The organism is Ramlibacter sp. 2FC (assembly GCF_005503345.1).
GTDB lineage: Bacteria > Pseudomonadota > Gammaproteobacteria > Burkholderiales > Burkholderiaceae_C > SCMQ01.
In genome coordinates this window covers 48,955-62,435 of record NZ_SCMM01000029.1, presented here as the reverse complement: position 1 = coordinate 62,435, position 13,481 = coordinate 48,955, and the positions used below count along the sequence as shown (strand labels likewise).

The following is a 13,481-nucleotide window of genomic DNA, read 5'->3' as shown; positions in this document are numbered from 1 at the left end:
GCTCCGGCCCCCGCTGAGGCCGCTTCCGCTCCCGCCGCCGCTGCTTCGGACGCTGCCGCTGGTGCCGCCGCCGACGCTGCCAAGGCCGCTGCCGACGCCGTCAAGAAGTAATCGCTTCCAGCGAAGCTTCGAAGCCACCGCAAGGTGGCTTTTTTTATGCCCGAACGCCCGGGCCGGTGTCGCCCTGGCCCGGCTGGCGTTCTCAGGCCTGCAGCCAGCCGGTGCCTGCCTCGGGCTGCGCCACCACGATGTCCTCCTGCGCGCAGCCCAGCACGCCGGCCAGGGCCGCCTGGGCCAGCGCGGGCTGGTTGTTGCGCTCGCTCAGGTGTGCCGCCACGACCTGGAGCAGGCCGTCGTGCCGCAGGGCCTCGAGTATCGCTGCCGCCTCCGCGTTCGCCAGGTGGCCATGCCGGCCGCCGACACGCCGCTTGAGGAAGGGCGGGTAGCGCGACGCGGCCAGCAGATCCGGGTCGTGGTTGCATTCGAGCAGCAGGGCCTGGCAGCCGGCCAGCTGGGCCAGCACATGGGGCGTGGCGTGTCCCAGGTCGGTCAGCAGGCCCAGGTGCGCGGCGCCGTCGCTGCAGCGCAGCTGCAAGGGCTCACGGGCATCGTGCGGCACGGTGAAGGGCATGAGCTCCAGGTCCCCGATGGCGATGGTCTGGGTGTCGCGTGCGAACTGCAGCAGGCCGTCGAAGTCGGGCCCGCCCAGCGCCTGGTGCGTGCCCTGGCTCATCCAGACCGGCAGCCGCTCGCGCAGCGCCAGCGCGCGGGCGCAGCCGATGTGGTCGCCATGCTCGTGGGTGATGAAGATGGCCTGCAGCTCGCTGGCCTGCAGGCCGGCCCGGGCCAGCCGGGCATCGAGCTCGCGCAGGCCCAGGCCGCAATCGACCAGCAGCCTGGTCCGGCCCGTGCTGCCGCGCGCTTCGACCAGCGTGGCGTTGCCCGAGCTGCCGCTGCCCAGGCTGCGAAAGCGCAGCATGGCGCGAGACGGCTTACTTGAGCTCGTCGGCGATGACCTGGACGATGCGCTGCGCGCTGGCCGAGGTCTCGGGCGCGCCGTTGGCGTTGAGCACGGACACCGTGCTGCTGCCACCCTGGCCGCGCACCACGATGCGGTACTTGAGCGGGGCCGGGGTCGGCGCGGCGCCGCCGAACAGCTTGCCGAACAAGCCGGGCTCCTTCTTGTCGGCGTTGGGCTCGACGTAGCGCACGAAATAGGTGCCCTGGCTGCGGTCGCGGTCCTCGACGGTGAAGCCGGTGCGGTCCAGCGCCAGGCCGACGCGGCGCCAGGCGCGGTCGAAGTCCTCGTCCAGCTGGGCCACGGGCTGGCTGTCCACCTTGGTCACGCGGGCCGCCGGCTTGACCGTCCCCGCCGCGGCCACCACGGTCTTGGACTGCTCCTGCGACACGCCGAGCTTGACCATCAGGCGGCGCAGGAATTCGGCCTCGAGCTCGGGGTCGGCCGGGCGCGGCTGCCAGACCGCGTTCTGGCCTTCGAGCCGGGTGCCCGTCAGGGACTCGATCATGCCGCGGTGGCTGATGTAGATCTCGGTGGCGCCGGAGGCGCCGCGCTCGAGGCGGGTGCGGAACTTGTCGCGCTCGCCGGTGGAGTAGAGCGAGTCCAGCACCTTGCCCAGCGTGCTGCGGATGAAATCCTGCGGCAGCTTGGCGCGGTTCTCGGCCCAGTCGGTTTCCATGATGCCGAGATTGGCCTGGTCGATGGTGAGCAGGAAGCCGTTTTCCTGCCAGAAGTCGCGCACCGGTCCCCAGAGCTGGTCGGCCGGGCGGTTGACCACCAGCCAGCGCTGGTTGCCGGCGCGCTCGATGCGCACGTCGCCCACGCTGGCGGCGGCCGTGGGCACCGCCGGGCTGGCGGCCTGGGCCCCCTGGTAGCTGCTGGCCGTGACGCTGCCGCTGCCGGCCACGGTGTAGCGCGCATCCTTGGACAGCTGGCTGAGGTCGGGCGGCACCTCCAGCGAAGGGCCCTTGCCCGCGCTCTTGTAGTCGATCCGGTCGCCCTCCAGGACCGTGCAGGCGCCCAGCGCCAGGGTCAGGCCGAGCCAGCCGAGCCGGCGGCTCAGTCGTGCAATGTCATTCACGTGCATGTTTCTCTTGGGGTTCGGTGGCGAGGGGTTCAGAGCAGGCCGCTGGCGCGCAGCGCCGCTTCGACGACGGGCTCGTTGGCCGGCGACAGCGGCGTCATGGGCAGGCGCATGGTGGGGCCGCACAGCCCCATGCGTGCCATGGCCCACTTCAGCGGGATCGGGTTGGCTTCCACGAACAGCTGCTTGTGCAGCGGCATCAGCTGGAACTGGATGGCCATCGCGCGCTTGACGTCGCCGGCGATCGCCGCCACGCACAGCTCGTGCATCAGCCGGGGTGCGACGTTGGCCGTGACGCTCACGTTGCCCTGGCCGCCGCAGAGCATCAGCGCCACCGCCGTGGGGTCGTCACCCGAGTAGATGGCGAAGTCCTTCGGGGCTTCGCGGATCAGCCACTGGGCGCGCTCGATGTTGCCCGTGGCTTCCTTGATGCCGACGATGCCGGGCACTTGCGCCAGGCGCAGCACGGTGTCGGGCAGCATGTCCGCCACGGTGCGGCCGGGCACGTTGTACAGGATGATCGGCAGGTCGCCAACGGCCTCGGCGATGGCCTTGAAGTGCTGGTACTGGCCTTCCTGGGTCGGCTTGTTGTAGTAGGGGACGACCTGCAGCTGGCAGTCGGCGCCGACCTTCTTGGCGAACCTGGCGAGCTCGATGGCCTCGGACGTGCTGTTGGCGCCGCAGCCGGCCATGATGGGCACGCGGCCCTTGGCCTGCTCGACCGAGACGCGGATGATCTCGCAGTGCTCGTCGACGTTGACCGTGGGCGACTCGCCCGTGGTGCCCACGACGCCTATGCAGTCCGTGCCTTCGGCGATGTGCCAGTCGATCAGCTTGCGCAGGTGCGGATAGTCGACGCTGCCGTCCTCGTGCATGGGCGTGGCGAGCGCCACGATGCTGCCAGTAATGGGTGTCATGTCCGTGTTCTCTGACGGGAAAAAAGCATTCTAACTAGGAGCCCGGCAGGCGCCTAAAGCGGGTAGCGCGGCGGTGCGGCGTCCGGCGGCACCGCGGGAACTTCTCGCACGGCGGCGATGCGCTGCACGAAGCGCGGCGGCGCGTCCAGGAAGCCGTCCTCGTAGGCCACCAAGCGCAGGCCCTGGCAGACGCGCAGCAGCTCGCCGGCCTGCAGCAGGAAGTCGGGTCGCGAGGGCTTGCCCACGGTCTCGTTGCCGGCCGCGAAGGTCTCGTAGATCAGCACGCCGCCCGGCGCCAGGCTGTCCAGCAGCCGGGGCAGCAGCGGCCGCCACAGGTAGTTGGTCACGATCACGGCGTCGAATCGCTCACCGGGAAGCGGCCAGGGGCCGTCCTCGATGTCGGCGCACAGGGCCCGGCCCAGCGGCGCCACGGCCGCGATGGCCTCGGGCGAGCGGTCCACGCCGGTCACCGGATGACCGCGCCCGGCGAACCAGCGCATGTGGCGGCCCAGGCCGCAGGCCAGGTCGAGCACCGTGCCGCCCGGGCGCACCAGCGGCGACCAGCGCTGCACCCAGGCCGAGGGGGCCTCGGCGCCATGCGCGACCGCCACGGGGTTCGGTGCGGCGCTCAAAAGCAGCTCCACAGCTGGTCCGCCAGGGTCACCAGGAAGTCCGGCCGCGCGTAGAGCGCGAACACGGCCAGCAGCAGCGCCAGCGCCGCGCCATGCCACAGGAATTTGCGGGCAGAGGTCTTCATGTTCAGGCGGCCTGGGCCCTGGACGGGTGGTGGGCGCGGCGCGGGATCGCGCCCTCCTTGACCGGCAGGTTCACCAGGGCGGCGAACACGCCGAGCGCGATCGCGATGTACCAGACGATGTCGTAGCTGCCGGTGCGGTCGTACAGGTAGCCGCCCAGCCACACGCCCATGAAGCTGCCGATCTGGTGGCTGAAGAACACGAAGCCGCTCAGCATGGACAGGTGCTGGATGCCGAAGATCTGCGCCACCACCGCATTGGTCGGCGGCACGGTGGACAGCCACAGCAGGCCCATGACGGCCGAGAACAGGTAGACGCTGGCGGGCGACAGCGGCGCCAGCAGGAAGGCCGAGATCGCCACCGCGCGCGCCAGGTAGATGAAGGCCAGGATCCGGCTCTTGGCCAGGCGCTGGCCCAGCATGCCGGCGGCATAGGTGCCGAAGACGTTGAACAGGCCGATCAGGGCCAGCGAGAAACTCGCGACCTGGGGCGACAGGCCGTGATCCTTGAGGTAGCTGGGCATGTGCACGCCGATGAACACGACCTGGAAGCCGCACACGAAGTAGCCGGCCATCAGCAGCTGGAAGCTCGGGTAGCGGAAGGCCTCGCGCAGCGCCTGGGCGATGGTCTGGTCGCGCTGCGGCAGGGCGCCGCCATGGAAGCCCGGCTCGCGCAGTCCCCAGGCCAGCGGCACCATCAGCAGGGCCGCCAGCCCCAGGATCACCAGCGCCTGCTGCCAGCCGAAGCCGCCGATCAGGAAGCCCTCCACCGGCACCATCAGGAACTGGCCGAAGGAGCCGGCCGCCGCCGCGATGCCCATGGCCCAGGAGCGCCGCTCGGCCGGCACGTTGCGGCCGATCACGCCGTAGATCACGGCATAGGTCGTGCCGGCCTGGGCCATGCCGATCAGCACGCCGGCCGTGGCGGCGAACAGCAGCGGCGTGGGCGAGTAAGCCATGCCCAGCAGGCCCAGGGCGTAGAGCAAGGCGCCGCCGACGATGACGCGGGCGGCGCCGAAGCGGTCGGCCAGCATGCCGGCGAAGATGCCGGCCAAGCCCCAGCTCAGGTTCTGGATCGCCATCGCGAAGGCGAAGGTCTCGCGTGTCCAGCCCTGGGCCTGGGTGACGGGCTGCAACCAGAGGCCGAAGCCGTGGCGCACGCCCATGGACAGGGTGACGATGGCGGCGCCGCAGGCCAGCACCTGGGCCATGGTCAGGTTTTTCTTGGCGAAAGTCATCCTACGACTTTAGCGAATTCGGCCCGGGTCTGCAGTCGCCGCGGCCGGGGCCTCCCGGCGACGCGATTTGCCTGTAATTGCATCCAGTGGCGGGGCGTGCTAGCCACTACAATCCGCCACCATGGCAACGAACCCCGCCCTCCAACCCTCCGAGTATTCAGAAGGCTCCATCCGCGTCCTCAAGGGGCTGGAGCCGGTCAAGCAGCGTCCGGGCATGTACACCCGCACCGACAACCCGCTGCACATCATCCAGGAAGTGCTGGACAACGCGGCCGACGAGGCCCTGGCCGGCCATGGCAAGAAGATCAAGGTCACGCTGCATGTCGACGGTTCGGTCAGCGTGGAGGACGACGGCCGCGGCATCCCCTTCGGCCTGCACCCCGAGGAGAAGGCGCCGGTGATCGAGCTGGTGTTCACCCGCCTGCATGCCGGCGGCAAGTTCGACAAGGGCAAGGGCGGGGCCTACAGCTTCTCGGGCGGCCTGCACGGCGTGGGCGTCTCGGTGACCAACGCCCTGGCCCTGCGCCTGGAAGCCAGCAGCCACCGCGAGGGCCAGGTCGCGCGCCTGGTGTTCGCGGGCGGCGACGTGGTCGAGCCCCTGGTCACGCGCCCCAACGGCGAGGGCGACCGCCGCCAGGGTACGACGGTGCGCGTCTGGCCCGATCCCAAGTACTTCGAATCGGCCGCCCTGCCCATGGGCGAGCTCACCCACCTGCTGCGCAGCAAGGCCGTGCTGATGCCCGGCGTCTCGGTCTCGCTTTCCAACGAGAAGACCCGCGAGACCCAGACCTGGCAGTACAAGGGCGGCCTGCGCGACTACCTGATGCAGACGCTCAGCGCCGACCCGGTGATCCCGCTGTTCGAGGGCGAGGGCTATGCCGATGGGCAGAACGACAGCTTCGCCGAAGGCGAGGGCGCGGCCTGGGCCGTGGCCTTCACCGAGGAAGGCCAGCCGGTGCGCGAGAGCTACGTCAACCTGATCCCGACCAGCGCCGGCGGCACGCACGACAGCGGCCTGCGCGACGGCCTGTTCAACGCCGTCAAGAGCTTCATCGAGCTGCACAGCCTGCTGCCCAAGGGCGTCAAGCTGCTGCCCGAGGACGTGTTCGCGCGCGCCAGCTACGTGCTCTCGGCCAAGGTGCTCGACCCGCAGTTCCAGGGCCAGATCAAGGAGCGGCTGAACTCGCGCGATGCGGTGCGCCTGGTCTCGAGCTTCGTGCGCCCCGCGCTCGAGCTCTGGCTCAACCAGCATGTGGACTACGGCAAGAAGCTGGCCGAGCTGGCGATCAAGGCGGCGCAGACGCGCCAGAAGGCCGGCCAGAAGGTCGAGAAGCGCAAGGGCTCGGGCGTGGCCGTGCTGCCGGGCAAGCTGACCGACTGCGAGAGCCGCGACATCTCGCACAACGAGGTGTTCCTGGTCGAGGGCGACTCCGCCGGCGGCAGCGCCAAGATGGGTCGCGACAAGGAATGCCAGGCCATCCTGCCGCTGCGCGGCAAGGTGCTCAACACCTGGGAGGTCGAGCGCGACCGCCTGTTCGCCAACAACGAGATCCACGACATCGCCGTGGCCATAGGCGTCGACCCGCATGGCCCGAACGACAGCCCGGACCTCTCGGGCCTGCGCTACGGCAAGGTCTGCATCCTGTCGGACGCCGACGTGGACGGCTCGCACATCCAGGTGCTGCTGCTGACGCTGTTCTTCCGCCACTTCCCCAAGCTGATCGAAGCGGGGAACGTGTACGTGGCGCGCCCGCCGCTGTTCCGCGTCGACGCGCCGGCGCGCGGCAAGAAGCCGGCCTCCAAGGTCTATGCGCTCGACGAGGGCGAGCTCACCGCCATCCTGGACAAGCTGCGCAAGGACGGCGTGCGCGAAGGCGCCTGGACCATCAGCCGCTTCAAGGGCCTGGGCGAGATGAGCGCCGAGCAGCTGTGGGACACCACGCTGAACCCCGACACGCGCCGCCTGCTGCCGGTGCAGCTGGGCAGTTTCGACTTCGCGCAGACTGAAGGCCTGATCACCAAGCTCATGGGCAAGGGCGAGGCCGCGGCGCGCCGCGAGTTGATGGAACTGCACGGCGATGCGGTGGAAGTCGATGTTTGATCGTGACCAACAGTCCGGCCGGCATATCGTGGAGTTCGAGCAGGGCGGCCGGGCCAGGGCGGCGCATGGCAAGCGCTTGCTGCCGCAGCTGGGGCAGGCCTTGTCGCAGGAGTTCGGCAAGGGCTTCGATGCCTCCAACCTGCGCTACATGCGTCTGTTTTATCAAGCGTTTCCGAAATGTGACGCACTGCGCCACGAATTGAGCTGGACGCACTACCGCCTGCTGTTGCGGGTGGGTGCTGCTTACCTGTTACTTTCATAGCTGAACCAGACTTTTCACGATGGACCTACCGACCCTCGATCTCACGGCCGACCCGGCCGGCGACGACGCCCTCAGCCTTGCTACTTACGCCCAGCAGGCCTACCTCGAATACGCGCTCAGCGTGGTCAAGGGCCGGGCCCTGCCCGATGTCTGCGACGGCCAGAAGCCGGTGCAGCGGCGCATCCTGTATTCGATGTCGCGCATGGGCCTGGGCTATTCGGGCAGCAGCGGCGCCAAGCCGGTCAAGAGCGCGCGCGTGGTCGGCGACGTGCTGGGCCGCTTCCACCCGCATGGCGACCAGGCCGCCTACGACGCGCTGGTGCGCATGGCCCAGGACTTCGCCCAGCGCTACCCGCTGATCGACGGCCAGGGCAACTTCGGCAGCCGCGACGGCGACGGCGCGGCCGCCATGCGCTACACCGAGGCGCGCCTGGCCAGGATCACCAGCCTGCTGCTCGACGAGATCGACGAGGGCACGGTGGACTTCGTGCCCAACTACGACGGCTCGACCGAAGAGCCGCGCCAGCTGCCGGCGCGACTGCCGTTCGCGCTGCTCAATGGCGCCAGCGGCATCGCCGTGGGCCTGGCCACCGAGATCCCCAGCCACAACCTGCGCGAGATCGCCGACGCCTGCGTGGCGCTGATCAAGACCCCGCAGCTGTCCGACGAGGAGCTGTTCGCCCTGATCCCCGGCCCCGACTACCCGGGCGGCGGCCAGATCATCAGCCCGGCGGCCGACATCGCCGAGGCCTACCGCGGCGGCCGCGGCTCGCTCAAGCTGCGCGCGCGCTGGAAGATCGAGGACCTGGCGCGCGGCCAGTGGCAGCTGGTCGTCACCGAGCTGCCGCCCGGCGTGAGCTCGCAGAAGGTGCTCGAGGAGATCGAGGAGCTGACCAACCCCAAGGTCAAGGCCGGCAAGAAGGCGCTGAGCCAGGAGCAGACCCAGCTCAAGGCCAGCGTGCTGTCCGTGCTCGACCTGGTGCGCGACGAATCGAGCAAGGACGCGGCGGTGCGCCTGGTGTTCGAGCCCAAGACCAGCCGCATCGAACAGCAGGAGCTGATCACCGCGCTCTTGGCCCACACCAGCCTGGAGACCTCGGCGCCGATCAACCTGACCATGGTCGGCCTGGATGGCCGGCCGGTGCAGAAGTCGCTGCGCCAGATGCTGACCGAGTGGATCGCCTTCCGCCAGACCACGATCACAAGGCGCTCTCAGCACCGGCTGCAAAAGGTGCTGGACCGCATCCACATCCTCGAGGGCCGGCAGCTGGTGCTGCTCAACATCGACGAGGTGATCGCCATCATCCGCCAGAGCGACGAGCCCAAGGCCGCGCTGATGGCCCGCTTCAACCTGTCGGAGCGCCAGGCCGAGGACATCCTCGAGATCCGCCTGCGCCAGCTGGCGCGCCTGGAGGCGATCAAGATCGAGCAGGAGCTCAAGGAGCTGCGCGAGGAGCAGGGCCGGCTCCAGGAGATCCTGGGCAGCCCGGCAGCGCTGCGCCGCCTCATGGTCAAGGAGATCGAGCAGGACGCCAAGCAGTTCGCCGACGCGCGCCGCACCCTGATCCAGGCCGAGAAGAAGGCCGTGGCCGAGGTCAAGGTGGTCGACGAGCCGGTCACCGTGGTGGTGTCGCAAAAGGGCTGGGTGCGCGCGCGCCAGGGCCATGGCCACGAGGCCGCGAGCTTCGCCTTCAAGGCCGGCGACGGACTGTACGGTACCTTCGAGTGCCGCACCGTGGACCAGCTGCTGGTGTTCGGCAGCAACGGCCGCGTCTACTCGGTGCCGGTGGCCAGCCTGCCCGGCGCGCGCGGCGACGGCCAGCCCGTGACCACGCTGATCGAGCTCGAATCGGGCACCCAGCTGGCGCATTACTTCGCCGGCCCGCACAATGCCTGGCTGCTGCTTTCCACCTCGGCCGGCTACGGCTTCCTGGCCACGGTCGAGAACATGCTCTCGCGCCAAAAGGGCGGCAAGGCCTTCATCAGCTGCAACGCGGGCGACACCGTGTGCCGGCCCTCGCCGGCCAACGTGCCGCCGCCGGCGGGCGCGGCGCCTTCCGCGCTGCATGTCCCGGCCACCCATGTGGCCTGCGCCTCGGCCGGCGGCCGCATCCTGACCTTCGAGATCGGCGAGCTCAAGCCCATGGCCAACGGCGGCCGCGGCCTCATGCTGATCGACCTCGAGGCCAAGGACCAACTGGCCGGCGCCGCCGCCTACACGCGCAGCGTGAAGATCGAAGGCATAGGCCGCGGTGGCAAGCCGCGCGAGGAGACGCTGGAGATCCGCAGCCTGAACAACGCACGCGCGGCGCGGGGGCGCAAGGGCAAGCAGGCGGACCTGGGCTTCAAGCCCAGCAGCATCGTGCGGGTGGAGTGATTGGCTGGGCCCAGCCCCCGTTCCTGGCCGCATGGGCTCTGCACAGGCGCACCGTGTGCGGCGCTTGCGGCCCGTTTGACTGGCGCAAGTGTTGCAGCGGTCACACAATAGGCCGGGCGACAGGTCTCCTGCATTGCCCGTGGCGGCGGATGAAACTTACACTGCCCATCAAGAACACGCCGTCGCCACGCGTGGCTCGGTTCAACAAGGTTTATCGGCCGCAAAGGGAGGTCCCATGCTTAGTTCATACGTCGTCTCGCGACCGATAAACGCTGTTCGTTAGAGTGTAAGGTTGATTCTTCAGAAAAAATGGGGACACCCATTAGCCGGCCGGAGTCAAGCGAATACACGCGCTCGGCTAAAACCAGGAGTGCGCGGATGATGGAGTTGATTCTAATCATTGGTGTATTTGTTTCCTTCTTAAGCGCGGCAGCTGCCGAGAAGGATTCTGAAAAAAGAGGCCTCTGGTGGATGGCCACCTTTTTGTTCGTCGCTGCCTACTTGGGATGGTCTGGAGCTTTAAGATGACGACTTAGACTGAGTTTCCTTCCTGCTACTGGTCCGGCCCGGGTGGATGGATGATCTGCCGCGTCGTTGGCTGCATGAAAAAATGGGTGCCCCCATTTTCCAAACGTTGGAAATTGAGAGGAGAGGTATATGAGCAAGCTACTTCGAGATATAGGTAAAACAGCCCCTGATACACTAGAAGATCTGGTGTTTGTTATGGCGAAAAATATTGAGGAATCTCTTATTACAGGGGGCGCCATTGCCGGTAAAGATTATACAATTCATGATTTATACTCCTGGGCAATGCCGTTTGCTCTTGAGGTGTTTAGAGATAAATCAAAAGATGTTTCGTTTGCTATTGAATTTTAGTTTTGACCAATTAAGAGTTGCATTGCTTAATTTGTTGGAGCCTTGGTAGAGATCTGACATAGAAATCAACCGGACACGCTAAGCGCGCCGGTTATTCGCGCCGTTAACCCTCAGGAGAGCACATGCGCGTGACTAAAGGCGGCACTGACATGTACTGTCCCTCGTGCAAGGAGGTTACGACGTGCAAAGCCGTGCCAGCCGCACAAGTGACGTACAACCCGAGTGACTACGGTCAGCGCAAGTACTACATCAAGCATGACGACATACAGTTCTTCCAGCGAGGGCGAGAATGCCTGAGCTGCGGGCACGAGTTCGTCTCGGCTGAAGTTGATTTGCAGTTCCTTGAAGAATTGGTTGAATTGCGTGACGCGCTCAGCGAAATTAAGGGCAATGCGGAGGCCTACGTAAAGGAGTCTGCGGCTGCCTCGGTCTCGCTCGAAAAGCTAAGTGAATCACTTGGTGTCCTTCGAGCCCTTAAGGTGTACAAGAGTGCGAAGAAGAGTTAACAGGTCAGTCAACGTGGACGCTCAAAGGCGTCCCGCCGCTGTGCGGCGTCCTGTTCTTGGGCCCCATTAGCCATGGATCGCAACGCCATCCTTTCCGAGATCCGTCGCCTCGCTGAGGCCAACGGTGGCGTTGCCGTTGGACGGACGCGCTTTGAGAAGTTGACCGGAATCACAGAAGGAGTCTGGCTCGGAAAATTTTGGCTCAGTTGGGGTGAAGCAGTTTCCGAGGCAGGCTTTGCGCCGGGAAAAATGCAGGAGGCGCACGCCGAAGAATTTCTGCTTGAGTGCTTAGCCAACCTTACTCGCTCGTGCGGCCGATTTCCTACGGCGGCTGAAATAAAAATGCGCAGGGTGAATGATAAGGAATTTCCGAACCATGGCGTGTTTGACCGGTTGGGAACCAAGAGCGCCAAGATCGGACGTCTCCGTGAATTCGGAAAAAAACGGAGTGCCTATGCGGACATTTTGGATTTACTACCCGAAGTAAAATTCTCGAGCGTTGAATCCGAGCTGGCCGGTGAAGTGGCACAGCAAGGCGATGGTTACGTCTACATGTTAAGGCTTGATAAGCATTTCAAGATCGGGAAGACGTTCGCGGTGCCAAGAAGGCATCGAGAAATTGCCCTGGAATTGCCCGAAAAGCCCGAGGTCGTTCATGCCATTCGTACCGATGATCCATCAGGTATCGAAGCCTACTGGCACGCTCGCTTCGCTGACCGGCGGACGAATGGGGAGTGGTTTCTTTTGCGACCCGAAGATGTGCGGGTTTTTAAACGCAGAAAGTTCATGTGAACGATGTGTTTAACATCTCATATATGGACTCCACCACAAAGACAAAAAACTGACCGATAGGGTAGCCTGTTGGTAAACACCTGCAGTCGTGTCCGGCATCTTCAGTCGGCTCTGCGGCGGCGCGTGCCGACATGGAATCACTCTGGCGCCGCTTACCGCTGGCGTTAATATGGCCATCTCAGACTTCGATCCATCCTTATTTTCGAACGCGAGAATGAATTGGCAGGCGTGAACCGCCGGGATTCGTGGAGCCCCCCAAGCCTTCCGAAACCAGCTCCGGCCCTGCGTCGTTTTGACGGCATCTGGCCGCTTGGCGACAATGCTGGCATGAGTCCCAAGACCATCGACCTGTCCCCGCTGCGCAAGGCGCTGGCCCTGCTTCAGGAGGCCTTGCAGTTCTGGCAGGCGCAGGCGGAGGGCTCGGCGCTGAAGCCGCATCTGCGTTCGGCCGTGATCCAGTCGTTCGAGTTCACCTATGAGCTCGCGGTGCGCCTGTTGCGCCGCGTGCTGATCGAGCGTGCGGAGGCTGCCGATCTAGGGCCTGTTAACGCTATTTCCAGGGAGCGCGTTGCGGATCAAAAAGGCCATGCGCAAGGCGCGAAACGCAGCCGGGGTCGGGCCCCGGCGATGTTTCGCAACGCGGCGCATGGCCTTTTTGACCACAACCCGAAGGGAACGGGTTGAATCGGGCGCCACTCGTCGTTGCCCGGCTTGCCCGCACGTCAGTGCGGGCTGCGCCGTGCGCCTCGATTGGCACCCGATTCAGCCCGTTCGCGCCCCTGGAAATAGCGTTCACAGGCCCTAATGGCAGACCTTTCGTTCAACGACCTGCTGCGCAGGGCCGCCGATGCGGGGCTCGTGGCGGACCCCCTGGCGTGGCGCGGCTGGCGCGAGATGCGCAACGCCACCAGCCATGCCTACGACGAGGCCAGGGCGCAGGAAGTGGCCGAGGGTGCCATCCGCTTTGCCAGGGATGCCGCGCTCGTGCTGGCGGCGCTGGAGAAGAGCCTTGCGCCCTGAGTCCCGGCAGCCCGCACTGACCGAGGGCCAGCGCGCCATCGTCCGTGAGGTGCTGGACCGCGTGATTCCGGGCGCCGAGGTCTGGCTGTTCGGCTCGCGGACGACAGGACGGGCGCGGCCGTTTTCGGACCTCGACCTGCTGATCACCCGTCCCGGGCGGCTGACATGGGCGCAGCGCGCCGCCCTGAGCGACGGTTTCGAGGCCAGCGAGCTGCCGTTTCGCGTCGACGTGGTGGAGGCCGACGGCCTGGCCGCCGAGATGGCCACGCGGATCATGGCCGAGCGCATGGCCCTGCGCTGACACCGCCAGGGTCAGTCCGAACCCGTCATACGGTTTTGCATTCAAGAGATAGCCTCTTCGCGCTGCGACGCGGTGCCGTGTTCCGTTCATGTCCCCCGGCGCCGGCCTATGGCCGTCGCCTCCTCCTTGACTTCACTGCACACGACACCGCGCCGCAGCGCTCCAGCCGGCGTCGTGGTGCGCGAAGCAGTGGCGCGGGACCGGTGGTGGACCCGAAGGGGAGGGCGGGTGAACG

General features: G+C 66.6%; 16 protein-coding genes. 10 read left to right on the top strand and 6 right to left on the bottom strand.

The annotated features are described in order from the left end of the window. Window positions 1-202: 202 nt before the first annotated feature. From FFS10_RS13845 to FFS10_RS13825, 6 genes are read right to left on the bottom strand one after another with little or no spacing between them, the layout of a single operon-like run. Window positions 203-979 carry an MBL fold metallo-hydrolase gene (locus FFS10_RS13845; protein ID WP_137895052.1) on the bottom strand — a complete coding sequence of 259 codons (777 nt, stop codon included), beginning with the start codon at window positions 977-979 and terminating at the stop codon, window positions 203-205. A 13-nt stretch (window positions 980-992) separates the two neighbouring features. Next, window positions 993-2,105 (bottom strand): NlpB/DapX family lipoprotein, encoded by a 1,113-nt coding sequence (gene bamC / locus FFS10_RS13840; protein WP_137895051.1) that lies wholly within the window; start codon window positions 2,103-2,105, stop codon window positions 993-995. Between the two features lie 29 nt (window positions 2,106-2,134). After that, window positions 2,135-3,019, bottom strand: coding sequence for a 4-hydroxy-tetrahydrodipicolinate synthase (gene dapA, locus FFS10_RS13835; RefSeq protein ID WP_137895050.1), 885 nt, complete (start codon window positions 3,017-3,019; stop codon window positions 2,135-2,137). 53 nt (window positions 3,020-3,072) lie between these two features. Then, window positions 3,073-3,651, bottom strand: coding sequence for a class I SAM-dependent methyltransferase (locus FFS10_RS13830; protein WP_249931294.1), 579 nt, complete (start codon window positions 3,649-3,651; stop codon window positions 3,073-3,075). After that, window positions 3,648-3,776, bottom strand: coding sequence for a hypothetical protein (locus tag FFS10_RS23680; RefSeq protein WP_283957662.1), 129 nt, complete (start codon window positions 3,774-3,776; stop codon window positions 3,648-3,650). The genes FFS10_RS13830 and FFS10_RS23680 overlap by 4 nt, the downstream gene beginning before the upstream one ends. Window positions 3,777-3,778: 2 nt before the next feature. Then, window positions 3,779-5,011, bottom strand: a complete 1,233-nt coding sequence (locus tag FFS10_RS13825) for an MFS transporter (protein WP_137895049.1) — start codon at window positions 5,009-5,011, stop codon at window positions 3,779-3,781. Window positions 5,012-5,132: 121 nt separating this feature from the next. Here FFS10_RS13825 and FFS10_RS13820 point away from each other — a divergent pair, with 121 nt between their 5' ends. From FFS10_RS13820 to FFS10_RS13780, 10 genes are all read left to right on the top strand, one after another. Then, window positions 5,133-7,112, top strand: coding sequence for a DNA topoisomerase IV subunit B (locus FFS10_RS13820; protein ID WP_137895048.1), 1,980 nt, complete (start codon window positions 5,133-5,135; stop codon window positions 7,110-7,112). Next, window positions 7,105-7,374, top strand: a complete 270-nt coding sequence (locus tag FFS10_RS13815; protein ID WP_249931293.1) for a DUF1016 N-terminal domain-containing protein — start codon at window positions 7,105-7,107, stop codon at window positions 7,372-7,374. Before FFS10_RS13820 ends, FFS10_RS13815 begins: the two co-directional genes overlap by 8 nt. A 19-nt stretch (window positions 7,375-7,393) precedes the next feature. Further along, complete coding sequence (gene parC, locus FFS10_RS13810; protein ID WP_137895046.1) at window positions 7,394-9,751, top strand: DNA topoisomerase IV subunit A; 2,358 nt, start codon at window positions 7,394-7,396, stop codon at window positions 9,749-9,751. Between the two features lie 378 nt (window positions 9,752-10,129). Beyond that, window positions 10,130-10,279, top strand: coding sequence for a hypothetical protein (locus FFS10_RS22995; protein WP_171016162.1), 150 nt, complete (start codon window positions 10,130-10,132; stop codon window positions 10,277-10,279). A 129-nt stretch (window positions 10,280-10,408) separates the two neighbouring features. Beyond that, a complete protein-coding gene (locus tag FFS10_RS13805; RefSeq protein WP_137895045.1) occupies window positions 10,409-10,627 on the top strand; it encodes a hypothetical protein in 219 nt (72 codons plus the stop codon). Between the two features lie 122 nt (window positions 10,628-10,749). Then, window positions 10,750-11,133: a hypothetical protein gene (locus FFS10_RS13800; protein ID WP_137895044.1), complete on the top strand. Its 384-nt coding sequence runs from the start codon at window positions 10,750-10,752 to the stop codon at window positions 11,131-11,133. A gap of 72 nt (window positions 11,134-11,205) precedes the next feature. Next, a complete protein-coding gene (locus tag FFS10_RS13795; RefSeq protein WP_137895043.1) occupies window positions 11,206-11,925 on the top strand; it encodes a GIY-YIG nuclease family protein in 720 nt (239 codons plus the stop codon). A gap of 327 nt (window positions 11,926-12,252) precedes the next feature. After that, window positions 12,253-12,609, top strand: coding sequence for a nucleotidyltransferase substrate binding protein (locus FFS10_RS13790; protein WP_137895042.1), 357 nt, complete (start codon window positions 12,253-12,255; stop codon window positions 12,607-12,609). A 120-nt stretch (window positions 12,610-12,729) separates the two neighbouring features. Then, window positions 12,730-12,945: a nucleotidyltransferase substrate binding protein gene (locus tag FFS10_RS13785; RefSeq protein ID WP_137895041.1), complete on the top strand. Its 216-nt coding sequence runs from the start codon at window positions 12,730-12,732 to the stop codon at window positions 12,943-12,945. Beyond that, window positions 12,935-13,246 (top strand): nucleotidyltransferase family protein, encoded by a 312-nt coding sequence (locus FFS10_RS13780; RefSeq protein ID WP_212744133.1) that lies wholly within the window; start codon window positions 12,935-12,937, stop codon window positions 13,244-13,246. The genes FFS10_RS13785 and FFS10_RS13780 overlap by 11 nt, the downstream gene beginning before the upstream one ends. Window positions 13,247-13,481: the final 235 nt, after the last annotated feature.

What these genes read in the sequence shown, in the direction of transcription:
- dapA (WP_137895050.1), bottom strand. Translation starts at nt 3,019, where the DNA reads ATGACACCCATTACTGGCAGCATCGTGGCGCTCGCCACGCCCATGCAC.
- FFS10_RS13795 (WP_137895043.1), top strand. Translation starts at nt 11,206, where the DNA reads ATGGATCGCAACGCCATCCTTTCCGAGATCCGTCGCCTCGCTGAGGCC.
- FFS10_RS13790 (WP_137895042.1), top strand. Translation starts at nt 12,253, where the DNA reads ATGAGTCCCAAGACCATCGACCTGTCCCCGCTGCGCAAGGCGCTGGCC.
- FFS10_RS13820 (WP_137895048.1), top strand. Translation starts at nt 5,133, where the DNA reads ATGGCAACGAACCCCGCCCTCCAACCCTCCGAGTATTCAGAAGGCTCC.
- FFS10_RS13825 (WP_137895049.1), bottom strand. Translation starts at nt 5,011, where the DNA reads ATGACTTTCGCCAAGAAAAACCTGACCATGGCCCAGGTGCTGGCCTGC.
- bamC (WP_137895051.1), bottom strand. Translation starts at nt 2,105, where the DNA reads ATGCACGTGAATGACATTGCACGACTGAGCCGCCGGCTCGGCTGGCTC.
- FFS10_RS23680 (WP_283957662.1), bottom strand. Translation starts at nt 3,776, where the DNA reads ATGAAGACCTCTGCCCGCAAATTCCTGTGGCATGGCGCGGCGCTGGCG.
- FFS10_RS13785 (WP_137895041.1), top strand. Translation starts at nt 12,730, where the DNA reads ATGGCAGACCTTTCGTTCAACGACCTGCTGCGCAGGGCCGCCGATGCG.
- FFS10_RS13845 (WP_137895052.1), bottom strand. Translation starts at nt 979, where the DNA reads ATGCTGCGCTTTCGCAGCCTGGGCAGCGGCAGCTCGGGCAACGCCACG.
- FFS10_RS22995 (WP_171016162.1), top strand. Translation starts at nt 10,130, where the DNA reads ATGATGGAGTTGATTCTAATCATTGGTGTATTTGTTTCCTTCTTAAGC.
- FFS10_RS13800 (WP_137895044.1), top strand. Translation starts at nt 10,750, where the DNA reads ATGCGCGTGACTAAAGGCGGCACTGACATGTACTGTCCCTCGTGCAAG.
- FFS10_RS13805 (WP_137895045.1), top strand. Translation starts at nt 10,409, where the DNA reads ATGAGCAAGCTACTTCGAGATATAGGTAAAACAGCCCCTGATACACTA.
- FFS10_RS13815 (WP_249931293.1), top strand. Translation starts at nt 7,105, where the DNA reads ATGTTTGATCGTGACCAACAGTCCGGCCGGCATATCGTGGAGTTCGAG.
- parC (WP_137895046.1), top strand. Translation starts at nt 7,394, where the DNA reads ATGGACCTACCGACCCTCGATCTCACGGCCGACCCGGCCGGCGACGAC.